Annotated in this window: 25 protein-coding genes; 18 read left to right on the top strand and 7 right to left on the bottom strand. The window is 38.0% G+C overall.

Annotated features, from left to right (window positions below; genetic code table 11):
* Nucleotides 1-42 precede the first annotated feature (42 nt).
* The 12 genes from nrfD (at nt 43) to IPO46_06215 (ending at nt 11,492) form a co-directional block, all read left to right on the top strand.
* The gene (nrfD, locus tag IPO46_06270) at nt 43-1,494 is read left to right on the top strand and encodes a polysulfide reductase NrfD (GenBank protein QQS64179.1); all 1,452 of its coding nucleotides are present in this window, start codon (nt 43-45) and stop codon (nt 1,492-1,494) included.
* Between the two features lie 59 nt (nt 1,495-1,553).
* On the top strand, nt 1,554-2,141 hold the full coding sequence (locus tag IPO46_06265; GenBank protein ID QQS64178.1) for a DUF3341 domain-containing protein: 588 nt from the start codon (nt 1,554-1,556) through the stop codon (nt 2,139-2,141).
* A gap of 47 nt (nt 2,142-2,188) precedes the next feature.
* Nucleotides 2,189-2,821 (top strand): cytochrome c, encoded by a 633-nt coding sequence (locus tag IPO46_06260; GenBank protein ID QQS64177.1) that lies wholly within the window; start codon nt 2,189-2,191, stop codon nt 2,819-2,821.
* 20 nt (nt 2,822-2,841) lie between these two features.
* Nucleotides 2,842-4,095, top strand: coding sequence for a quinol:cytochrome C oxidoreductase (locus IPO46_06255; GenBank protein ID QQS64176.1), 1,254 nt, complete (start codon nt 2,842-2,844; stop codon nt 4,093-4,095).
* Between the two features lie 118 nt (nt 4,096-4,213).
* Nucleotides 4,214-5,260: a cytochrome c oxidase subunit II gene (locus tag IPO46_06250; protein ID QQS64175.1), complete on the top strand. Its 1,047-nt coding sequence runs from the start codon at nt 4,214-4,216 to the stop codon at nt 5,258-5,260.
* A 37-nt stretch (nt 5,261-5,297) separates the two neighbouring features.
* Complete coding sequence (locus IPO46_06245; GenBank protein QQS64174.1) at nt 5,298-7,100, top strand: cbb3-type cytochrome c oxidase subunit I; 1,803 nt, start codon at nt 5,298-5,300, stop codon at nt 7,098-7,100.
* 92 nt (nt 7,101-7,192) lie between these two features.
* Nucleotides 7,193-8,107, top strand: a complete 915-nt coding sequence (cyoE, locus tag IPO46_06240; GenBank protein QQS64173.1) for a protoheme IX farnesyltransferase — start codon at nt 7,193-7,195, stop codon at nt 8,105-8,107.
* A 36-nt stretch (nt 8,108-8,143) separates the two neighbouring features.
* A complete protein-coding gene (locus tag IPO46_06235; GenBank protein ID QQS64172.1) occupies nt 8,144-8,710 on the top strand; it encodes a heme-copper oxidase subunit III in 567 nt (188 codons plus the stop codon).
* Nucleotides 8,711-8,775: 65 nt separating this feature from the next.
* Nucleotides 8,776-9,540: a cytochrome c oxidase subunit 3 gene (locus IPO46_06230; protein ID QQS64171.1), complete on the top strand. Its 765-nt coding sequence runs from the start codon at nt 8,776-8,778 to the stop codon at nt 9,538-9,540.
* A 107-nt stretch (nt 9,541-9,647) separates the two neighbouring features.
* A complete protein-coding gene (locus IPO46_06225) occupies nt 9,648-10,013 on the top strand; it encodes a cytochrome C oxidase subunit IV family protein (GenBank protein ID QQS64333.1) in 366 nt (121 codons plus the stop codon).
* Nucleotides 10,014-10,129: 116 nt separating this feature from the next.
* Nucleotides 10,130-10,909 carry an SCO family protein gene (locus IPO46_06220; protein ID QQS64170.1) on the top strand — a complete coding sequence of 260 codons (780 nt, stop codon included), beginning with the start codon at nt 10,130-10,132 and terminating at the stop codon, nt 10,907-10,909.
* A gap of 1 nt (nt 10,910) precedes the next feature.
* Nucleotides 10,911-11,492 carry a DUF420 domain-containing protein gene (locus tag IPO46_06215; GenBank protein ID QQS64169.1) on the top strand — a complete coding sequence of 194 codons (582 nt, stop codon included), beginning with the start codon at nt 10,911-10,913 and terminating at the stop codon, nt 11,490-11,492.
* Nucleotides 11,493-11,799: 307 nt separating this feature from the next.
* Here the strand turns inward: IPO46_06215 and IPO46_06210 are convergent, their stop codons facing one another.
* From IPO46_06210 to trmB, 4 genes are all read right to left on the bottom strand, one after another.
* On the bottom strand, nt 11,800-12,276 hold the full coding sequence (locus IPO46_06210; protein ID QQS64168.1) for a hypothetical protein: 477 nt from the start codon (nt 12,274-12,276) through the stop codon (nt 11,800-11,802).
* 236 nt (nt 12,277-12,512) lie between these two features.
* Complete coding sequence (locus tag IPO46_06205) at nt 12,513-12,965, bottom strand: hypothetical protein (GenBank protein QQS64167.1); 453 nt, start codon at nt 12,963-12,965, stop codon at nt 12,513-12,515.
* 124 nt (nt 12,966-13,089) lie between these two features.
* A complete protein-coding gene (locus IPO46_06200) occupies nt 13,090-13,464 on the bottom strand; it encodes an MGMT family protein (protein QQS64166.1) in 375 nt (124 codons plus the stop codon).
* Nucleotides 13,465-13,478: 14 nt separating this feature from the next.
* A complete protein-coding gene (gene trmB, locus IPO46_06195; protein ID QQS64165.1) occupies nt 13,479-14,189 on the bottom strand; it encodes a tRNA (guanosine(46)-N7)-methyltransferase TrmB in 711 nt (236 codons plus the stop codon).
* A 471-nt stretch (nt 14,190-14,660) separates the two neighbouring features.
* On the opposite strand from trmB, the gene IPO46_06190 reads away from it, so the two are divergent.
* Nucleotides 14,661-15,134 (top strand): Lrp/AsnC ligand binding domain-containing protein, encoded by a 474-nt coding sequence (locus tag IPO46_06190; GenBank protein QQS64164.1) that lies wholly within the window; start codon nt 14,661-14,663, stop codon nt 15,132-15,134.
* An 8-nt stretch (nt 15,135-15,142) separates the two neighbouring features.
* Here IPO46_06190 and IPO46_06185 read toward each other — a convergent pair whose 3' ends face one another.
* Entirely contained in the window at nt 15,143-16,243 is a 1,101-nt protein-coding gene (locus tag IPO46_06185; protein ID QQS64163.1) for an ABC transporter permease, read from the bottom strand.
* An 87-nt stretch (nt 16,244-16,330) separates the two neighbouring features.
* On the opposite strand from IPO46_06185, the gene IPO46_06180 reads away from it, so the two are divergent.
* Nucleotides 16,331-16,861 (top strand): hypothetical protein, encoded by a 531-nt coding sequence (locus tag IPO46_06180; protein QQS64162.1) that lies wholly within the window; start codon nt 16,331-16,333, stop codon nt 16,859-16,861.
* A 17-nt stretch (nt 16,862-16,878) separates the two neighbouring features.
* Here IPO46_06180 and IPO46_06175 read toward each other — a convergent pair whose 3' ends face one another.
* Complete coding sequence (locus IPO46_06175) at nt 16,879-17,961, bottom strand: glycosyltransferase (GenBank protein ID QQS64161.1); 1,083 nt, start codon at nt 17,959-17,961, stop codon at nt 16,879-16,881.
* A gap of 198 nt (nt 17,962-18,159) precedes the next feature.
* On the opposite strand from IPO46_06175, the gene IPO46_06170 reads away from it, so the two are divergent.
* Both IPO46_06170 and IPO46_06165 read left to right on the top strand, forming a co-directional pair.
* Nucleotides 18,160-18,600, top strand: a complete 441-nt coding sequence (locus tag IPO46_06170) for a winged helix-turn-helix transcriptional regulator (GenBank protein ID QQS64160.1) — start codon at nt 18,160-18,162, stop codon at nt 18,598-18,600.
* An 87-nt stretch (nt 18,601-18,687) separates the two neighbouring features.
* Nucleotides 18,688-20,481 (top strand): acyl-CoA dehydrogenase family protein, encoded by a 1,794-nt coding sequence (locus tag IPO46_06165; protein ID QQS64159.1) that lies wholly within the window; start codon nt 18,688-18,690, stop codon nt 20,479-20,481.
* 46 nt (nt 20,482-20,527) lie between these two features.
* On the opposite strand, the gene IPO46_06160 is transcribed toward IPO46_06165, so the two are convergent.
* Nucleotides 20,528-21,712 carry an aspartyl protease family protein gene (locus IPO46_06160; protein ID QQS64158.1) on the bottom strand — a complete coding sequence of 395 codons (1,185 nt, stop codon included), beginning with the start codon at nt 21,710-21,712 and terminating at the stop codon, nt 20,528-20,530.
* Between the two features lie 92 nt (nt 21,713-21,804).
* Here IPO46_06160 and IPO46_06155 point away from each other — a divergent pair, with 92 nt between their 5' ends.
* Complete coding sequence (locus IPO46_06155; protein QQS64332.1) at nt 21,805-22,947, top strand: CofH family radical SAM protein; 1,143 nt, start codon at nt 21,805-21,807, stop codon at nt 22,945-22,947.
* A gap of 85 nt (nt 22,948-23,032) precedes the next feature.
* Complete coding sequence (locus IPO46_06150; protein ID QQS64157.1) at nt 23,033-23,191, top strand: hypothetical protein; 159 nt, start codon at nt 23,033-23,035, stop codon at nt 23,189-23,191.
* Nucleotides 23,192-23,249: the final 58 nt, after the last annotated feature.

Raw genomic sequence — 23,249 nt, 5'->3', positions numbered from 1 at the left:
GAAAAACAAAACCAGTAGTTTGTAGTTAATATAAATAAAACTATGTCATTACTCAAATACGAATCACAAACCAGGGAGCCACTTGTAGATGGCGATAAAAATTATCACCAGATAACCGAAGATATTATCGGCCCAATAGAAGCAAAACCCAGCGTACTTTGGTATATCGGATTTTATCTTAGTGTGGCCTTGCTCATATTTGGTGTATACAGTGTTTACCGGGATGTGGCGTATGGTATTGGCCAGTGGAACCTGAACAAAACCATTGGATGGGGTTGGGATATTACCAACTTTGTATGGTGGGTAGGTATTGGTCATGCTGGTACGCTTATTTCTGCAATACTTTTATTGTTCCGTCAGGGTTGGCGCACAGGCGTAAACCGTGCCGCAGAAGCCATGACAATTTTTGCCGTAATGTGTGCAGGTCAGTTCCCAATATGGCATATGGGCCGTGTGTGGATGGCGCCGTTTGTATTTCCTTACCCCAATACCCGTGGGCCACTTTGGGTAAACTTTAATTCTCCCCTTCTTTGGGACGTATTTGCCATATCTACTTATTTCACTGTATCCTTACTGTTTTGGTACTCCGGCTTAATTCCCGACCTGGCTACAGTAAGAGACCGGGCAAAAACTAAATTCCGTAAATTCTTTTATGGTATTGTTGCTTTTGGATGGACGGGTAGCACTAAACATTGGCAAAGGCACGAATCGCTTTCCTTGGTTTTAGCAGGCCTAAGTACACCGCTTGTACTCTCTGTGCATACAATAGTATCTTTTGACTTTGCAACTTCAATTGTACCAGGCTGGCATACTACAATTTTCCCACCTTATTTTGTTGCCGGTGCTATCTTTTCTGGCTTTGCTATGGTACAAACCTTATTAATTGTTGTACGCAAAGTAATGAACCTGCAGGATTATATTACCCTGGGCCATATTGAAGCAATGAATAAAGTAATTGTATTAACAGGCAGTATTGTAGGCTGTGCTTATTTAACTGAATTGTTTATTGCATGGTATGGACAAAACCCATACGAGTGGTGGGCGTTTAAAGAAAACAGGGTAAACATTAATTCACCATACGGCTGGAGTTACTGGCTTATGATGTTCTGTAACGTTGCATCTCCGCAGGTATTCTGGAGCCAAAAATTAAGAAGGAATATTACTTTCACCTTCTTCATGAGCATCATTGTAAATATTGGTATGTGGTACGAAAGATTTGTGATTATCGTTACCTCAGTTTACAGGGATTTTTTACCCAGCAGTTGGAGTACTTACTACTCACCATCTATTTGGGAAATTGGATTTTATTTGGGAACATTTGGATTGTTCTTTACCTGCTTTTTCCTTTTTGCAAAATACTTCCCGGTTATTGCCGTGGCAGAAATAAAATCTATTTTAAAAACCAGTGGCGAAAATTACAAAGTGAAAATGACCGATATGGAAAAATTAGATGCAGAGCGGTTTTATATTGAAAAAGTAGAACATGCACATTAAGAAGTTTGATGGTTACTGAATTGAAATAAATATAATTAGTAGAAATAAATTTTTAATAAATGGCAGGAGGAATTAAAAAATTTGTTGTGGGTTCTTTTTCTGATGAAAAAGTGCTTTTTCCCGCTGTAAAAAATGTTCGTAAAGCTGGATATAAAATACACGATGTATATACTCCATTCCCCGTTCATGGGCTGGACCATGCAATGGGAATAAGAGAAACAAGTATACACACTGCAGGTTTTATTTATGCCACTTTGGGTACACTTACAGCATTTGGATTTATTACCTGGATTTTAGTTTTGGACTGGCCCTTGAATTTTGGAGGTAAACCCCACTTTTCTTTGCCTGCTTGGATTCCCATTATTTTTGAATTAACAGTATTGTTTTCCGCAATTGGAATGGTGCTTACATTTTGTTATTTATGTACACTTGCTCCTTTTGTAAAGAAACATCATTTTAGTCTTGCTGCAACAGACGATACCTTTGTAATGGCAATTGAATGTACCGAGAAAACAAATGATGCAGATCTACAAAATTTTTTGAAAAGTGCAGGAGCTGAAAATATTAATGTGCAAGTAGCAGAAACCGGCTGGTGGATTGGTACCTATAACAAAGAGCAAAAATTATACAATACCGCCAACAGCTAAAATTATTATTCTTATTAAATATTACGTTTAAAGTACTTTATAAAAGAATGAAAAAAAATGTAACAGCAGCCGCAATAATTATTGCCTTTGGCGCTACTTTAATTAGTTGCGGCCCAAGGCGTTCACCAGGCATAGCCTATATGCCCGATATGGCATATAGTGTGGCTTACGATGCTTATGCAGTGCTGGATAGCAATAAATTTACTTCGGATAAACACAATAAAGGAAGTAAAATTTACTATAACAGCCTTCCTGTTACGGGCACGGTAAAAAGAGGTGATTTATTTATTTATACTTTACCACACGACAGTGCCGGATATGCTCAAAGCGCATCAGTTAAGAACCCTATAGATTCTGTTTCAAAATACGAAATGGCAGAGGCTGGAAGGTTGTATAATATCAATTGTGCAATTTGCCACGGTGCAAAAGGTAAAGGCGATGGGCCCATTGCAGAAAAAGTACCTGGTGTGGCTAATTTAACCAGCGATGTATATAAAGCCATGGCAGATGGCACCATGTATCATTCAGTTGAATATGGTAAGAACAATATGGGCAGCTACGCATCGCAACTTACACCCAGGGAAAGATGGCAGATTATTAAATATATACGCACTTTACAAGGTACAATAGCAGCGCCAGCAACCACAACGGCAGGCACTGACAGCACCACTAAACAATAAAAACAAAAACATTTTTTTAAATGAACCATCATTTCGAGTTACCGGGAACATATAAAAAATGGACACTAGGGCTACTGGTTGTAGGCCTTGCGGCATTGCTTTGGGGATTTATAATGTATCACCCTTTTGAACATGCAGGCCATGGTGAAAATATTAACAGCACCAGGTTTTGGGCCGTATTATTGCAAAACAGTGTTTATTGGTTGCTGGTGGTAAATACCTCAATGTTTTTTATTTGTATTACTACAATGGCCCATGGCGGTTGGCAGGTATCGCTACGTCGCATACCAGAAGCCATTTCCAGCCTTGTACCTATTTTAGGATTAATAACTTTGGTAATTTTAATAGCACTCATATTTGGAAACCGTACAGATATTTATCACTGGCTGGATAAAGAAGCTGTAAATAATGACAAAATCCTTTATGGAAAAAAAGGCTTCCTTAGTCCGGGGTTCTTCCTCATATTTTCAGTAATCTCTATTGGCCTTTGGGCGCTAATTGGTAAAAAAATGAGGAGCATGAGCCTGCAAACCGATAAAGAAGGTCACATGGATTATGAAACTGGAAAAAAATGGATTTGGAAAAATACTGTTTGGGCATCTTTATTTACCATTGTATTTACTCTAACTGTAGCCTCTACCATTCCCTGGCTGTGGTTAATGAGTGTTGATGCACACTGGTATAGCACCATGTATAGCTGGTACACATTTGCCAGTACATTTGTTTCGGGTCTTTCTTTAATTGCCATATTTGTTATTTATCTCAAAAACCAGGGGCAACTGGAGTATGTAAATGACGAACATTTACACGATTTAGGAAAATTCATGTTTGCCTTCTCCATCTTTTGGGCTTACCTGTGGTTTTCTCAATACATGTTGATATGGTATAGTAACCAACCAGAAGAAACCCGCTATTTTATTGACCGTATTGGCACTGCAGAAAAAGGCGGACCATACAGGGGGCTTTTCTTCCTAAACCTGATATTGAATTTCCTGCTTCCCTTATTATTAATGATGAAAAAATCGCCAAAGAGAAACTGGACGTCAATGATGTTCATGTCTATACTAATTGTATTTGGGCATTGGATAGATTTTTACCAAATGGTGATGCCCGGTGCATTACATGAACATGCACAAATGAATTTTTTTGAATTTGGTATTGCCGCATTATTTATAGGTATAATAATGTGGGGAGTAGGAAGATATATAAGTAAAAATTCTTTGTTAGCGGCAAACCATCCTTATTTAAAAGAAAGTATGATTCACCATACATAGTGGTAGCGGGCATTAGCATTGATTTGTTGTAACTTTGTACAAAAGAAAATATTAAAAAAAATAGTAGTGAAAATATAAAGCCCGGCAAAAAAATTAAAGAGGCATTAAAATTTATACAATGAAGGAGTTTTTTATAGTAGCCATTTCCATAATTATTTTTATCGTAATCTTCCAGGTTTCGAAAGCAAGCGAATATTTAAGTATTTTAAAAGGTGAGGAAACTTCACGCAAGCAAACGAATAAATTAAGCGCCTCTCTGCTCTTTGGTTTTTTGATACTTGGGCTCATTGGCGTTTGGTATTGCAATCATTTATACTATCCCAAAACGCTCTTTCCACAAGGTTCTGCTTCGGTAGAAGGAGAAACTATTGATAAAATGATGATGGTTACCATTATCATAACCGGAATTGTATTTTTTATAACACAAATCGTTCTTTTTTGGTTTTCTTACCGCTACCAGGAGAAAGAAAAAAGAACCGCTTTTTATTATCCGCACAATAGTACGCTTGAATTAATATGGACGACAGTGCCGGCTATTACGCTTACCATTTTGGTAGTATTTGGTTTACGGTTTTGGTTTAAAATAACTGGCGATCCGCCCAAAGATGCAATCGTAGTTGAAATTACTGGGCATCAATTTGGTTGGGATATACGTTACCCGGGAAAGGATAATGTGTTTGGCAAAAAGAATTTTAAGCTGTATAATAATCCATCGGGTAATACACTTGCCGTAGATTTTGAAGACCCGGCAAGCCACGATGATATCCGCTCTTCGGAAATGCACCTTCCTGTAGGTGTACCGGTAAAACTAGTAATCCATTCGCAGGATGTAATTCATAACGTAGGGCTCGCTCATTTTAGGATGAAAATGGATGCGGTTCCCGGAATTCCTACTACCTTATGGTTTACGCCAAAATACACTACTGCCGAAATGAAAGAAAGAACAGGCAACCCCAATTTTGTGTACGAAATCAGTTGCGATCAAATGTGCGGAAAAGGCCACTTTTCTATGCGTGGTGTAATTGTTGTGGAATCGGATATTAAATATAAAACCTGGCTTTCGCTACAGTCGCCCGAATACAAAACGATTTTTAAAAATATTACGGCAGACAGTACGGCAGCCCAGGCCGACACCATTAAAACCCCATTGGCAAAAGCTAATTAATAAAAATTTATTTCCTCATTAGGCAAATAATAAAGATATGAGCAGCATAGCAACATCAACCGATATTCATATACAGCATGGCCATGAGGCCCATTCCGGGCAGCACCACCATGAAACCTTCCTTACAAAATATATCTTTAGCCAGGATCATAAAATGATTGCTAAACAATATTTGGTAACCGGTATTGTATGGGCATTTATTGGCGGGCTTTTTTCCGTTATTTTTCGATTACAACTCGGCTTCCCCGAACAAACATTTCCCATACTAGAAAGTTTTTTAGGAAAATGGGCACCCGGAGGAAGGCTTGACCCCGAATTTTATTATGCACTGGTTACCATGCATGGTACTATTCTTATATTTTTTGTATTAACCGCAGGGCTAAGTGGAACCTTTGCTAACTTATTAATACCCCTTCAAATTGGCGCAAGGGATATGGCTTCTCCATTTCTTAACATGCTAAGCTACTGGATATTTTTCCTGGCATCTGTGGTAATGGTTTCTTCACTATTTGTACAAACCGGCCCGGCAAGTGGCGGGTGGACGGTTTATCCACCGCTTAGTGCACTGGGTGATGCTATGGACGGCAGTAAAATTGGGATGGATTTGTGGTTGATTAGTATGGCCCTTTTTATCATTTCTCAATTAATGGCAGGGTTAAATTATGTAACCACTATTTTAAATTTGCGTACCAAAGGTATGTCTATGACAAGGCTGCCGCTTACTATTTGGGCTTTATTATTTACCGCAATTTTGGGAATTTTAAGTTTCCCCGTTTTATTAAGCGCAGCAATATTGTTATTATTTGATCGCAACCTGGGAACCAGCTTTTTCCTGAGCGATATAGTAGTTGCTGGTAAAATACTTCCTAATGAAGGTGGAAGCGCTATTTTATACCAGCATCTTTTCTGGTTCCTTGGCCACCCCGAAGTGTATATTATTATCTTACCTTCCATGGGTATCGTTTCGGAAGTATTATCGGTAAACAGCCGAAAGCCGATTTTTGGATACCTGGCCATGGTGGGCTCATTGTTTGTAATTTGTATCTTATCTCTTTTGGTATGGGCGCACCATATGTTTGTAACAGGCCTTAATCCGTTCCTGGGCGGTATATTTGTATTGCTTACTCTATTAATTGCTGTACCTTCTGCCATTAAAGTGTTTAACTGGCTTACCACTTTGTGGCGGGGAAATATACGCTTTACTCCTGCCATGTTGTTTGCAATAGGCTTTGTTAGTATGTTTATAAGCGGCGGTTTAACGGGTATATTTCTCGGTAATGCCTCGTTAGATATTCATTTGCATGATACTTACTTTAATATTGCACACTTTCACATTGTAATGGGAGTATCTGCATTTTTTGGAATGTTTGCAGGGGTATATCACTGGTTCCCCAAATTTTTTGGCCGCCACATGAATCATCCAATGGCGTTTATCCATTTTTGGGTTACATTAATTGGCGCCTATCTCATTTTCTGGCCCATGCATTACGAAGGGTTTGCCGGTATGCCAAGGCGTTATTATGATTACTCCAGCTGGGAATCTTTTAAAATGTTTAACGGCTTAAATGAGTTTATAAGTGTAGTGGCTATTATTGTGTTTTTAGCGCAATTACTTTTTGTGTTAAATTTCTTTTACAGTATGTACAGGGGCCGCAGGGAAAAAACTACCAACCCATGGCATGCCACAACACTGGAATGGACAACCCCAATTAATCCCGGCCATGGAAACTGGCCCGGTGAAATTCCGGAAGTTCATCGCTGGCCTTATGATTATTCAAAAGATGGCAGGGAGTATATCCCGCAAACTGAGCCTATTGGCCCTAATGAAAGCCATCACTAATATTTTTTGTAAATGCCGGGTAGACGGAATTGCTAAAAAATAATAAAAAGTTGTACAATGCTTATTCATTCAATAGGCATTAATTGAGTGGAATGTTGAAAGAAAGTAAAACAGACGAACCCCAGGAGAAATTCAGTAAAGTGAAAGATTATTTTTTGTTAATCAAGTTCACATTGAGTTTCCTGGTGGTGTTCAGCTCAGTATTTTGTTACCTGCTGTCGCCCAATGTTGTTCGTTTTGATTTTATACAAGTTCTTTTATTTTTTGTTGCAGGCATGCTGGTTACAGGTGGCGCCAATGCAATAAACCAGGCCATGGAAAAAAAGACAGATGCAGTAATGAGGCGTACGGCTAAAAGACCTGTAGCTGCTGGCAGAATGTCGCAAACCGAGGCTTATGTTTTTGCCGGGATTACAGGAGCGCTGGGTGTGGGTATGCTTTGGTATTTTTTTAATTATCAAAGCGCTTTGCTGGGGCTGTTTAGCCTTTTTTTGTACGGGTTTATTTATACGCCATTAAAAACAGTAAGCTCAATTGCAGTTCTTGTAGGTGGGGTTCCCGGTGCATTGCCCTGTTTAATTGGATGGGTTGCGGGGTTTTCAGATGGCGGAAATAATACGTGGGCAGGAGGCTGGGTGTTATTTGCTATGCAGTTTATATGGCAGTTTCCCCATTTTTGGGCAATTGCATGGCTAGCGCATCAGGATTATACAAAAGCAGGTTTTAAACTTTTGCCCAGCGATAAAGGACCTACAAAGTTTACGGCCCTTCAAACCGTAATGTACAGTACACTAATGATACCTGTAGGCATTTTGCCTTATTATTATAATATTAGCGGGGCGGCAAGTATGTGGATTATTATTGGTTGTAATTTGTGGATGTTGTTTGTGAGTGTAATGCTTTATGTAAAAATGAACGCCGCAGCCGCAAGAAAAGTAATGTTCAGTTCTTATTTTTATTTGATGATTGTATTTTTGAGTTTATATGCAGATAAAGCCGGGACGTAGAAACAATGAAACAGTTTTTGAAAAAGAATTTATGATATGAGTATTGTGGCAATGGAACAACGAAATAAAATTCATCCGCATAAGTTTAATATGTGGATGGCTATAGGAAGTATAATGATGATGTTTGCCGGGTTTACCAGTGCATTTATCATAAAACGCAACCAGGCAGATTGGGTGAGTTTTGAATTACCCAATGCTTTTTGGATAAGTACCGTGGTAATTGTGTTGAGCAGCTTTACTATCTGGCTTGCATTACAGGCTTTTAATTCCAGGCAAATGAACCGTTACCGATTGCTTATGGCAGCAACATTTGTAATGGGTTTGCTCTTTATTGTTTTGCAAATAATAGGATTTAAAGAAATGTGGGCAAAAGGTCATACTTTAAGCGCTAATATTTCTTACCAGTTTTTGTATGTGATTATTGGTATTCATGCGGTACATGTTTTTGGAGGTGTTGTAGCCTTATTGCTAACGTTTATCAAAGCTTTGGGCAGCAAAGTAAAAAATTACAACAGGGTGCCGGTGCAATTAGTAAGCACATACTGGCATTTTGTAGATATACTTTGGATTTATTTATTGATTTTTCTATTAATGATAAAATAGAAAAATTGGCGATTATAAAATAAAAAGGAGAAAGAAGTTTTTCCAACTATATTAAAGAATAGAATATGTCAACATCAGCTATTCCGACAGGAACAAAATGGTGGAGCGGCGGTAGAAGCCCCTTCAATATTGGTTATGGTAAAGTAATGATGTGGTATTTCCTCATTAGCGATACCTTTACCTTTGGCGCTTTTCTTATTAGCTATGGAACCATAAGGTTTAGCGCCAACTACTGGCCCGACCCCAACCATATTTTTAATGCCTTCCCGGGCTTTGGCCACCAGGATCTTCCGCTTGCCTTTGTAAGTTTAATGACCTTTATTTTAATTGCCAGCTCGGTAACCATGGTATTGGCCGTTCATGAAGGCCGGCACATGAACCGCAAAGGGGTAGAAAAATATATGATTCTAACCATATTGGGTGGGCTGGCATTTTTAGGTTGCCAGGCTTGGGAATGGACACACTTAATAACCGGCGAACACAAAGTATTAGTAGATGGCGCTCTTCAAACAATTGGAACCACCGTTTCTCACAACCCATGGGGCCCGGCTGTACCGCATGACGTAGTTGCAAAACTTGCTGTTGAGGCCGGAGAGCATGTAAATACACTGGGACCAGTAGCATTTGGGGGTTATTTTTTTGGAATAACAGGCTTTCATGGATTCCACGTTTTTAGTGGTGTGGTAGTAAATATTATAATGCTTATTAAAACAAGGCTTGGCCATTTTGACCAGCGTGGCCATTACGAAATGATAGAAAAGGCCGGCCTATACTGGCACTTTGTAGATTTGGTTTGGGTATTTGTATTCCTTTGTTTTTACCTGATTTAATTAAAAATTAATATTTTTAAAAAGATATGTCAACACAACATCAATCCTTTTCAGAAGTAACCCTGCAGCCAGAGCACCATGGTAGTACACGCCGCATTTGGGTGGTTATGGGTATACTCTCTGTAATAACACTTATCGAACTCTTACTTGGCTTTGGCCTTGCCCGCCACTGGTATGGTGACCCGGTTGTAAATTATCATCTCATATTATTTGTAAAAGGGGTTATATGTATTTTGACGCTTTTAAAAGCTTACTACATTGTTTCGGTATTTATGCACCTGGGAGATGAAGTAAAAAATTTTATCACCACAATTATTATTCCTGTAATGTTATTCGTATGGTTTATTATTTCCTTTTTATGGGAAGGCGAAAGCTGGAAGAACATGAAAAATACCAATGCAGGTAGCAGGGAATATAAAACTGAGCAGCTGCAGCAGGCAACACCCGCTATACAGCAACACGAAAAACCATAGTTATATTAAATTCATTTTAGATAAGCCATTGCATTGCATAATGGCTTTTTTTTATGTAGAAAAGAAGCCAATTTAGTATGGTGCATTAATCATTTAATGCGAACTTTGCGCCAGATATGAATAAAACAGCACTCCTGGCATTAATTATTGCTTTACTCATTCCATTTATTGGCTTTTTACTAGTAAAAGATTTTAGTAAGAATGCCGTGAACATGCCCCGTCGCTATTTTTTTGATAGTGTGGCCGTAGTTGATAAAGCTGGGAAACGCACTACTGATACTATTTGGCACCAGGTAAAGGATATTTCGTTTACCAATCAAAACGACCAGCATGTATCACTCAGTGAAGCCAAAGGAAAAATTATTGTACTCAATTTTTTCTTTACCCGCTGCCCAACTATTTGCCCAGCGCTTACCTTAAACATGAAGCGGCTGCAACATTCCTTTGCCAAAAACGATTCCATTGTTCAATTCATTTCGGTTTCTGTAGATCCCGAAAGCGACAGCGTGCCGCAACTAAGGAATTTTGCCAATAAGTTTAATGCCAACCAGGACAACTGGTGGTTTGTAACCGGCAATAAAAAAGATATTTATGATTTTGCTTTTACCGAAATGAAAGCAAGTATTGCCGATACCAATGTGGACACAGCGTTTATCCATACCGAAAATTTTTTTTTGCTGGATAGCAGCAGGGTTATCCGTGGATGGTATAATGGATTTGATACGGTAAAGCTTGCACAACTGGCCAGGGATATTCCAATTTTGATGCTGGAAAAAGGGAAAAACAGCCCATCATTTTTCCGCAATTTTATCCCTATACTTCCCATAATAATTTTTGGAGTGGTAATAGGTATTGTTATTACTATTATTATAAGCAAACGTAAACCCAATAACTAAAATGCTGCAACCTGTTTTACAAAAAAACGATAAAAAGGCAAAATGGTTTATTGCCATTGTATCTATTGTGGTTTTTGTGGCCATTTTGTTTTTAAGTAAAACTACAGTAAAACTAAATCTGCCCTTTGACCCCAGGATTTTTGCCACTATAAATGCAATTATTAATGCAACAGTATCGGTATTATTAATTGCCGCTTTATGGGCTGTAAGGAGTAAAAATTATTTACTGCATAAAAAATTAATGCTTGCGGCTATATTGCTTTCGGTATTGTTTTTACTGAGTTATATTGCCCATCATTTACTTACGAATCCTACAAAATTTGGCGACCTTAACCATGATAATGTGATAGGTGAAGCAGAAAAACAAAGTGCAGGTTTTATAATGGTGGTTTATTACGGCCTGTTGTTAACGCACATCCCTTTGGCGGGTATTATACTTCCTTTAATTTTATTTACCGCTTACCGTGCCCTCACCTGCGAATATGAAAAACATAAAAAGCTGGCAAGAGTTACCTGGCCGGTTTGGTTTTATGTAGCCGTAAGCGGTGTGTTGGTTTATTTATTAATAGAACCATTTTATTAAAATTAGAAAGGCGACAAATTGCTTTGTCGCCATATCTCGTTTTATAGGTATAAGTTGTTGTTTTTTATTTCTTTTCACAAAGCTATTATGCCGGGTTATCTAAAACAACCGTTTTTTCACCCAATTTAAGGGGGGTGTTTTAACGGTATTGAAACTAAATTATTTAGTTTTTCAAGATAAATTAAGATGAAGTAAAGGGTTATCAAAACTATCCCAATAGAAGCTGAAGATTATATAGTACCTGGAATTACAGATAGTGTACAACCTGCTGCAATACTATAAAAGTAAACATCCGCATAACAAACAATTATTCTTCTTCCAGCAAAAATGAAGAGGCACTTTGTGTTCTCACACAATCTTTACAAGAGCATTTAGTACAAGTACCACCCATTAATAATATACATTCGGTAGTAGAACTGGAGCAGCACTTGCTGGTGCAAGATGCACCAGTAGTAGCTTTTAAAATTACAATATTGTTGCCTTCTATATTAATATTGGTTGAAGAAACATAGCCCTCACTTTTTGCCCTTAAAAAAGTAGAACCTTCGTAAATACCCAATTCCACGCTTTTAAAATAAGCATCAATACGGGCAAGTTTTTTTAGTTTGTTTTTCCAGGTTTCCAGGTAGGGTTTCATATCCACTGTAAATTTTGCAGAAGCAGGGTTATAACTGCCATCTGCATTTTTTTCAATTGTACCAATTACAATTTGCCCCTTTGCATCATTACAATGAATAGCAGAAAAAATACTTAAGCATAAAAGGGAAATAAATATAATTTTCATGATCATTAATTTGGTAGGGTTTAATAATTAAATTACCACATAAAGCTATATTGCCGGTTTATCTAAAACAACTGTTTTTTCACCCAATTTAAGGGGGTGTTTTAACGGTATTGAAACTAAAAAAGTTGCTTTACTAATATTGAATTTGGGAAAATGGTATTGCGGATACAAAAGAAAGGATGGCTCAATAAAAATTTTGGAACTTTAAATATCACAATTGTTTGTTTCAAAAATGCTTAATCTATTAATGATCTATTACTGACTGTTTTTGTACACTTCCCTTTATTGCTACATGGCCAGCAGGCAACACCACTAACTTTTGGTGTGCAACCAAATTGTTCGCTAGCGCAATCAGAAGTTGTACAAGAAATACCAGAGTATGCAAAAAGTTGATATTTTTCTTCAATAACTAAAAATGACGAAACATAACTACTCCCTTTGAAAACTAAAAAATATTGCTTGTCATTTGTTGTTTTAATACTTATGTCAGAAAACTTCGCATCAATGTTCGACATTTTTAATAATGTTGAGTTATATGTTGATAGCATTTTTGGTATATCAACAGTAAGTACTGTACTGTCATTTTCTAAACGGCCAACTAAAGTTCTTATTTGATTTTGGGCATCAACTGGATTGCACTGAATGATTGTAAAAATTAATAAAATTGAAAGAAAATTAAGGGACTTCATAAAAATAAAATTGAAGAGTTTAATAATTGAATTACCACACAAAGCTATATTGCCGGGTTATCTAAAACAACCGTTTTTTCACCCAATTTAAGGGGGTGTTTTAGCGGTATTGTATTAAGTAAAATTAGTAACCTAATTCCACATCGGGATCCCAAAAAATATTTTTAAAATCTACAACCTTATCGTTTTTTACGGTGATGCCATCTTTTTTTAAAAGCTCTTCCATTTTTGTGGGTGTTTCAAAATGAAATTTTCCGGTAAGCATCCCATTGCGGTTTACCACCCTTTGGGCAGGCGGTTTTGGCCTTGTGCTGTGTGAGGCATTCATTGCCCAGCCCACCATACGGGCAGAAAGTTTGGTGCCCAGGTACGCAGCAATAGCGCCGTAAGAGGTTACCCTTCCCCTGGGTATAAGCCTTACCACATCAAACACATCGGCAAAAAAACTATATTCTTTTGCCTGTTCTTTTTTTATTTTGTTTTGAACTTTTTTTTTCATAATCAAAAATAAATTCAGGTAACAATTGCATTATTTTCTGTTTGCTTTAATATCTCCTGTAGTTCATTATCTATGTGGGATATAGTTTTCGGTAGGCAAAATTGCAGGTAATGTATTTTTTTGCTTTGGGCAATATCAAGGCTTTCGTAAAATGTTTTTATGGCCAACTCCGGTGGGTGCTTAACGGCATAAACATTACCGGATTTTTTAAGTAGTTGTAAACCATATTTTTCAATTACCAGTAAAGTAAAGGTATAAAGTTGAGGCGAGTCGGTTTTTAAATGTATGCTTCCGCCTGGTTTTAATATTTTTTGGTAAAGCCTTAAAAAGCGTGGGTGTGTAAGTCTTTTTTTTGCTTTTGATGTACGGAGTTGTGGATCGGGAAAAGTAATCCAGATATTATCTACTTCCCCTGGTGAAAAATAATTATCGAGCATTTCAATTTGGGTGCGGAGAAATGCAGCATTTTGCAAATTATGCTGCAATGCTTTTTTGGCGCCAATGTACATTCGGTTGCCCTTTATATCTACACCTATAAAATTTTTATTGAGGTGTATAGCGGCGAGCCCTATTGTATATTCTCCTCTGCCGCAGGCAAGTTCTAATTCTATAGGGTTTTTATTTCCAAAAAAATTGTGCCAGTTGCCCTTAATATTTTCCGGGTATTCCAAAACATTTTTAAAAGTTTTTATTTGCCCAAACCTGAATAATTTTTTTTGTGCCATCTTAAATTCAAAGATAGCATACTTAAATAAATGCAATAACGGCGGCGCCTGTTTTGCAGTTGCATTACCCAAAATGAAAAAGCCTTTACCACATTATGAAGTAAAGGCTATTGAAAAAACCAGAAGCTGTAGGGGGAGGGTTCGAACCTCCACGAGGCAGTTAGCCTTTGAGCAAAAAAAGAAAAAGTCGCTAAACTTTTTCGAACTGGTGGTCGACCCCAGTCGTTATACCTGCAGATACAACGGCATTACTCAATGTTTATCCTGTTATCCTCACCCCCGAGACAAGGGGGCATGTCTGCCAAATAATTTCATCACCCCACAATGTTAAAGAACAATCAATTACTTTGATGGCACAAATGTAAAGAATTGTGCAATAACTTAAACGTATTTTAATGTTATTTTTATAAATATAGAAAATGTTCAAAAAAATTGATATTTTTGATAAAGTATTCAAAAATCAAATTTTTTATGGGCACAAAATTCAATCTTGACAAACTTGACCTGCAAATACTGGAAGCCATGATGCATGATGCGGAAATTTCTTATGCAGAATTGGGTAAAAAATTATTTGTAAGCGGTGGAACAATTCATGTACGTATTAAAAAGCTGGAAGAATTTAAAATTGTGAAAGGAAAAAGATTGAATGTGGACCTTCGGCAGTTGGGATACGATATTACGGCTTTCATTGGTGTGTATCTTGAAAAAAGTTCGATGTACGATGCGGTTGCCGAAGAGTTGAAAAAAATTCCGCAAATTGTACGCCTAAATTATACTACAGGCAATTACAGTATGTTTATTGAAGTGGTGTGTAAAGATATAAACCAATTGCGGCATGTATTGCATGATGAGCTGCAAAAAATAAAAGGTATAGAAAGAACCGAAACCTTGATTTCTCTTGAAGAAGGTTTTATACGCAATGTACCAGTAGCGCCGGTGGATTAAAAACAGGGTTATAATGATTTTACATCCATTGCATCACTTAATGCATTTCCCAAAAGATTAAATGCCAGTACCATCAGCATTATGGCAATACCTGGCGCCAGCGCAAGCATTGGGTTATTGGTAATTACAAAATTGTAATTTTCTTTTATCATTAATCCCCAGCTTGGGTGCGGTGGCTGAATGCCTAATCCTAAAAAACTCAGGCCTGCTTCTATAATAATGGCTGTTGCAAAATTGGCTGCAGCCATTACCATTAGCGGGCCCATAATATTGGGCAAAATGTGCTTTACAATTATTCGTGCATGTGAAAAACCCAGCACTTTTGCGGCCTGTACATACTCCATTTCTTTTAGCACCATTACTTGCCCACGCACCAGCCGGGCCACATTTACCCACATGGTTAAACCCACGGCGGTAAAAATTTGCCAAAAACCTTTTCCCATTGCAATGGTAATGGCAAACACTAATAGTAATGTGGGAATGCTCCAGGTTACATTTAAAAACCACATCAGCAGTTTATCAGTATGCCCACCAAAATAACCTGCTACAGCACCAAACAAAATACCAATGCCCAATGAAATAATTACCGCAATAAATCCCACGCCAAGGCTTACCCTTGTTCCTAAAATTATCCTGCTCAAAATATCCCTGCCGTAAGTATCGGTACCCAGCCGGTATTTTTTAGCAATAATATTGCTACTGATATTTTTATTTTTTTTAAGAATAGATGGTATAAAATATGATTGCATTATAGTAGTGTCTTCATCTACATATTTTTGAACAACTAAAGAATCGCCAGCAATTTGGTAGCTATTTATAGGAATTAACTGGTAGGATTGTTTTTTGCCAAAGAGCAATATATGAAAGGGGTTGTCAACTGCGCTGTTTCCATTGGGGATTTGTAAAAAAGTTTGCCGGTAGCCTGGTTTCTTTGCTTGTATTTCAACCGTTTGAAAATCGGCATTGGGGCTATTATCGGGTACTATCCAGTAAGCAAAAATGGCACAAAAAGTTGCAACAGCAATTACTATAAGAGCGGCAAGGGCCAGCTTGTTTTTTTTGAACCGTTGCCATATTTGCCCGCTGTAAGCGCCAGGTTTTTGAAGCATAAATTCTAAATTAATGAAATTTATTTACTTTATTTTTGCAAATCAAATTGGGCCTCGTAAAATTTGAAAACTTATAAATGCTTTACTATGTTTAATAAATTGCCATTTCTGTTTCTTTCCATCATATTAGTATTGATACTTTCTTCCTGCTCAAAATCATTATCGAACCAAACCCATAGCTGCTGGTACCTGGTAGAAAACGGGCATATTACCGGCAACCCCATTTGCAATAAAACCAGGGCGCAGATGTATGAAACCTACGGTGCACAATATTTTTTTGTAAATATTGACGAACCCAGGTTTTGCTGGAAATTAGAAAGCGGCTTAGATACCGAGTTCAGGAAAAATGTAACCCAATCAATGATTGACAGCATTTATACACCATTTGCTGTACAAAGTACAAAAATACAATGCAATAGCTTTTGCAAATGGAAGGTTTTTTACAAAAGTAAAAACAACGTAAATGGCGGCTACGGGCCGGAATATACAAGGGTTGAAACATTTATTGGACCTACAGCTATTGATACCTGTGCTTCACTTTCCCCGGGCCGGGTGGTAACCGTTCTAAATACTTTAGATACATTATATACAGCAACTTTTGTACAGGAAATGGATTAAATTTAATTGCTCAATTTTTACTTTACCATTCTGCCCTTCCATTTATAGCTGCCAAATTTTCCAAGCCAGCCGGCAATTGCTATATAAATAATATGCAAGGGCTGCAGCAAGGGAAATAGCCATAGTAATTTTTGCTTGTTGAAAAACAGGGCAACGGGAAAAAGGAAAATAAGTTCTGCAATTGTTTTTGTAACGATCATAAAAACCCATGCTGTTAAATATTTTGCATGGCCAGTGAGTAGCGTTACAATTGGATAAACCAATAGCAGCACATTAAACAAATAAACCAGCAACAAAGCCAAAAATATCCCTTTTTCGTTGTATTGATCTGCCTTGCTAGCCCAGCGGATGCGCTGCTGAAAAAATTCTTTTAAACTTTTTACCGGCGCTGTTTGCACCATCACCTCTTTGGATTTTAAATACTTAATTTCTCCAGGAAATTGTTTGGCTATTTTATGCATCAGCAGCATATCATCGCCGCTGGCAATAGCATTTATGCCATTAAAACCATTTACTGCATAAAAGGCTTTTTGAGTATACGCCAGGTTGGCGCCGTTACACATATGGTGTACCATAGTAGCGGTAATGCCCTGCATACCCATAAAATCGAGTGCCTGAAAAATTTCTATAAACCTGTTATTGTGGTTTATAGCTACCGGCATTACTATAAACTCCGGTTTGTGCTGCAGGTAAAATGCGGCAATGGTCTCCAGCCATTTTTCTGGAACGCTGCAATCGGCATCGGTGGTTACAATAAGTTCGCCGTTGCAATGGGCAATACCCGTTTCAATAGCTTTCTTTTTATAGGAGTTGATGTGTTGCGTGCCTACAACATTTTTAAGTTGTATGAGTTTTGCAAAAGCAAATTGCTGTACAATGGCTGCTGTGCGGTCAGTTGAAAAATCGTCCACTATTATTACTTCAAATTTTTCTGTTGCGATTGTTTGCTGCTGAATAGAAAGTAACAGTGGCCCAATATTTTTTTCTTCGTTTCGGGCGGGGATGATGATGGAAATTTTAGGGAAACTTGATAGTGCAATGCTGCTGTTAACTGGTTTGTAGCAGCTTGTTTTTTTAAAAACATTGGCATAAAAAAGCATCAACCCGCAATAAAGGAAAAATAGTAATACACTGAAAATGAATAGGATGAACATTTTTTGCTGTAAGATGCATTTAAGTACAAGTGAGTGACACAACAACTGTTGCATTATATTCAAATGCCTGCATCAAAATAACACAAAATTATTTTTTAAAAAATAAAATAAATATTATCTTTACAAAGTTGCATAAACAACTATATGCCAAACAACCAATTTAAAAAAGGCGAGCTCTATAGTTTTATTACCGGTAAAGCCAGTACGGCAATTAGCAGGAGGCTGCAAAAAAATTTTAAGCAGTCTGGTGTTGAGATTACGATAGAGCAGTGGAGCGTGTTGTATCATTTATGGAAAGCAGATGGAATGAGCCAGCAGCAACTTTGTGAAGCTACTTTTAAAGATAAGCCAAGTATGACCAGGCTGGTGGATAACCTGGAAAAAATAAACCTGGTAAAAAGAGTAGCCAGCAAAGACGACAGGAGGATCAACCTTATTTTTCTTACTGCCGATGCCCAAACCCTGCAGGAAAAATCTATGGATATTGCCAACCAAACGCTAAACGAAGCTTTGAAAGGGGTAACCAATGGCCAGGTGGAAATTGCTAAAGAAGTATTGCAGATGGTTTATGAAAACCTGAAATAGTAGAAAGTTGAAAGTTGAGTATTGCTCAATGAAAAGCAAGTTTTACAAATTAACCAGCAATTAAAAAAATATTTAAAAATAAAAAACATGAGTATTCCAACCATTGCCACTGCAACTCTTAAAGGAGGTGAATGGCTGATTAAAGAAAGCAAAGCCGCTGAAACTTTTACGCCGGAAGATTTTAATGAAGAACAACTGATGGTAAAAGATATGTGCCATCAATTTTTAAACAACGAAGTGTTGCCAATAGTTGACCGTATAGATAAAATGGAAGAAGGCCTTATGCCCTCTTTAATGGTTAAAGCTGGCGAACAAGGTTTGCTGGGAGCCTCTATACCAGAAGACCTTGGCGGACTGGGAAAAGATTTTATTACTTCAACATTGGTAAACGAAGGCCTTGGCGCAGGTTTTTCTTTTAGCGTAGCTGTTGCAGCACATACGGGTATTGGTACACTGCCCATTTTATATTTTGGAACAGAAGAGCAAAAGCAAAAATATATTCCCAAGCTGGCTACCGGTGAATGGAAAGGTGCTTACGGATTAACCGAGCCCAACAGCGGCAGCGATGCACTCGGTGCAAAAACCACCGCAACCTTGAGCAAGGACGGGAAATATTATTTATTAAATGGGCAAAAATGCTGGATAACCAATGGTGGTTTTGCAGATATTTATACCGTTTTTGCAAAGGTGGATGCTAATAAATTTTCCTGTTTTATTGTAGAAAGAAATTTTGAAGGCTTTACCCGTGGGCCGGAAGAACATAAAATGGGCATCAAAGGATCTTCTACCGTTCAATTGTATTTTCAGGATTGTAAAGTGCCGGTTGAAAATCTTTTGGGCGAAATTGGCCGGGGCCATATCATTGCATTTAATATTTTAAATATTGGCAGGTTAAAATTATGCTCCGCGGCATTAGGTGGTGCAAAAGCTTCGCTTACCACTTCGGTGGAATACGCCATAACGAGGGAGCAGTTTAAAACAGCCATTGCCAATTTTGGCGCCATAAAGCACAAGCTGGCCCAAATGGCCATTCGCATTTGGGTGAGTGAAAGCGCCTTGTACCGCACAAGCAAATGGATTGATGATAAAGAAACCGAACTTTTGGAAAGCGGCAAACCTTTTAACCAGGCATTACTTGGCGCAGCAGAAGAATATGCTATTGAATGTGCCATGCTAAAAGTAGATGGAAGTGAAGCGCTGGATTATGTGGTAGATGAAGGCGTGCAAATACATGGTGGTAATGGTTTTAGTGATGAGTATTTAATTAGTCGTGCTTATCGAGACAGCCGTATTAACCGCATTTATGAGGGCACAAACGAAATTAACCGCTTGCTTACCGTAGATATGATGCTCAAAAGGGCCATGAAAGGCCAACTGGATTTAATGGGCCCTGCAATGGCAGTATCGAAAGAATTGATGAGCATTCCAGATTTTGGTGCAGCAGAAGAGGGCTTGTATGCTGCGGAGAAAAAAGTAATTGCCAGTATGAAAAAAGCAATATTAATGACTGCCGGTGCTGCCGTTCAAAAACTGATGATGAACCTCCAAAACGAGCAGGAAATTTTAATGAATATTTCCGATATGGCCATCCAGACTTTTAATGCAGAAAGCGCTTTGCTTCGATTGCTGAAAATGTGCAGCATAAATGAAACCGCCGTTTCTTCAGTATATAACGATATGGTGAAATGCTATATAAACGACGCTGCCGATAATGTAAATAAGTTTGGAAAAGAAGCCATAAATGCTTTTGCCGATGGCGATGAACAACGTATGATGTTGCTGGGTTTAAAGCGGTTTACCAAAACAGCGCCTTTTAACAGCAAAGATGCCAGGCGAAGAATTGCGGATAAATTAATTGCCGAAGGTAAATATGCGTTTTAGTATATTCAATATATTTTGTAAAGGTTGCCTGTACAAGCGGCATTTTTTAATAAATGCGAATGGGGTTTAAAACCAATTCCCCAAGTTTGTCATTTCTTTTTATAAGTACTTTTATTTTTGCACCTACATTTTGCATGGCGGTTTTATAAGCCTGTAAATTACCCGTAAGGTTTGTATCAACACCTATCACTATATCATCAACTTTAAAACCCGCTTTATCTGCCGGAGATCCTTTTATTACATCCAGCACTATTATGTTGCCGTCAATATAATACATACTAAGCCCGGTGTAGGAATAATCAAAAGAATCATTAAAATGACTATTGGGCAATAAGTGCACTTCTCTTTGCTTATAATTAAAAATAAGGTTAAACCTTCGCAACAGGTCGTTGCCAATTAAGCCACCGCAAAATGGGTATTGGGTAACATTGTAAATATCATCGTAGAGATAAGTGGGCACCCGGTAAAAGCGGTAAGAGCCCAGTTTTACTTCTCTCACAACTGTAAGCCGCATTTGCAATTTCCCGGCAATGCCTTCGGCTTGCGCAATAAGAGGTTTTCTTTTTGTACGAAGTATGGCGCTGTCTTTTGCAAATTTTTCATTCATTAAAAAGCTAAGGCCTGCGCCGGTATCGAGGTAAAAATAATGGGTGAGTTTCCGGCTATCCTTTACCGTGGCCCTTTGAATGGGCAAAGAAGTGATGATAGGATGAAGGGTAGTGCCGCCATTGGGGTAATCCAATTTTCCCGGGGTAAACACTTCGATATGCAGGCTGTCGAAATTAATTTTTACCAAATACCTGTTAAAAAAACTATAGCCCAAAATGCCGTCAATTTTTTCACCATAAGTACTGGTTAAAATATCATAATCTACTACATGAAAATTAAGGTTGGAGATTTTTAAACCCGGAAAACAAAGGCTTTGGTTAAAAACATAATCAACCTTTTTTCTTCCGCCAATACCGGTTACAACAGTATCGGTTTGCTGTGTAGCAATACCAAATTCTTTACAGGTAGATGAATCCAAAGAAACGCCGCCGCCACCTGTATCTACAATAAAGTTCAGGCTGTCTGCAGCAAGCGGAAAATGTGCTTTTACCACTATTACACCTCCTGTATAGAGCCTGAAAGGAAATTTAGTAATATATTTTGCATCGGGAACCGATACTATTTCCTGGCCAAATAATACGGCAGGTAAAATAATCAATAACAGATGTATAATTAATTTCATAAATCTTCTCTTAAAAATAACAAAGAATGCTATTAATTTTGCTGATAAAATGAAGAACGGTAATAATGGGTTACCATCAATCAAAACATCAAATGAAATTAAATGAACTCTATAGGAAAGCCCTGGGATTTGAATGGCTGACTATTGAAGAAGGTGTTTTTTTATTTAAAAACGCTGCATTGGCCGAGTTGATGTATGTAGCCGATGAACTGCGTAAAATACAAGTACCCCATGGTAAAGTAACCTGGCAGATAGACCGCAATGTAAATACCACCAATGTATGTATAGCCAACTGTAAATTTTGTAATTTTTACAGGATACCCGGGCATAGCGAAGCTTATATAACCGACATTGATACTTATAAAAGAAAAATTGAAGAAACGATAAAATTTGGGGGCGACCAATTATTGTTGCAGGGCGGCCACCACCCAGGGCTTGGCCTATCATTTTATGTAAATCTCTTTAAAGAGCTAAAGAAAAATTATCCCGCCATAAAATTGCATGCATTAGGCCCGCCGGAAGTTGCCCACATTACCAAATTAGAAAAAAACCAGCCCGGCGAAAATTCAGTAACACATAAAGAAATTTTAACCGCATTAAAAAATGCAGGCCTGGACTCTTTGCCCGGCGCCGGTGCAGAAATTTTAACCGATCGTGTACGCAGGCTTATAAGCAAAGGAAAATGTGGTGCACAGGAATGGCTGGATATTATGCATCAGGCACACCTGTTAAACATTACTACATCAGCCACCATGATGTTTGGCCATGTAGAAACTATTGAAGAACGCTTTGAGCATTTAGCAAAAATAAGGGAAGTGCAAAGCCGAAAGCCCGAGGACGCAAAAGGTTTTCTTGCCTTTATTCCGTGGACGTTTCAGGATGTGGATACCTTGCTCGCAAAAATAAGGGGCGTTCATAATCTTACTACAACAGAAGAATACATCCGCATGTTGGCTTTATGCCGCATGATGCTGCCCAATATAAAAAACATACAGGCAAGCTGGTTAACGGTGGGTAAGCAGGTGGCACAAATGTGTTTAAATGCAGGGGCCAACGATTTTGGTAGTATTATGATAGAAGAAAATGTAGTAAGCGCTGCCGGTGCGCCACACCGTTTTACAAGCACAACTATACAGGAAGCTATAAAGCAAGCCGGCTTTGAGCCACAGCTTAGGAACCAGCAATATGAATGGCGGGAAATGCCTATTATGGAAGATCAGGTTATAGATTATTGATAATTCGTAGACCCGGGCTCACTCACTTTTTTATTCTTGCACAATATTTTGAATATAACCCCGTTATTGGTGTAAACCCTAATTTATGCCCATCGGAACCAGCATAAAAACCATTAACCCATTGGTTTTTGTATTCAAGCATTTTATGGGAAAACTTCGCCAGCAACCCGATGTTTACCCTATAAAGTATTATAAAAAGCAAAACCCACATAGGAAAAGCAAGCAACACCCAATGGTAAAATAACGATGCATAACCGGTTTTTACTTTTAAAAAAATTGAGCAAAAATACAATTGACAAACC

It is taken from the genome of Chitinophagaceae bacterium (assembly GCA_016699815.1).
Classification (GTDB): Bacteria; Bacteroidota; Bacteroidia; order Chitinophagales; family Chitinophagaceae; genus Ferruginibacter.
The sequence above is the reverse complement of the archived record's forward strand: the minus strand, read 5'-3'. Positions and strand labels throughout refer to the sequence as shown.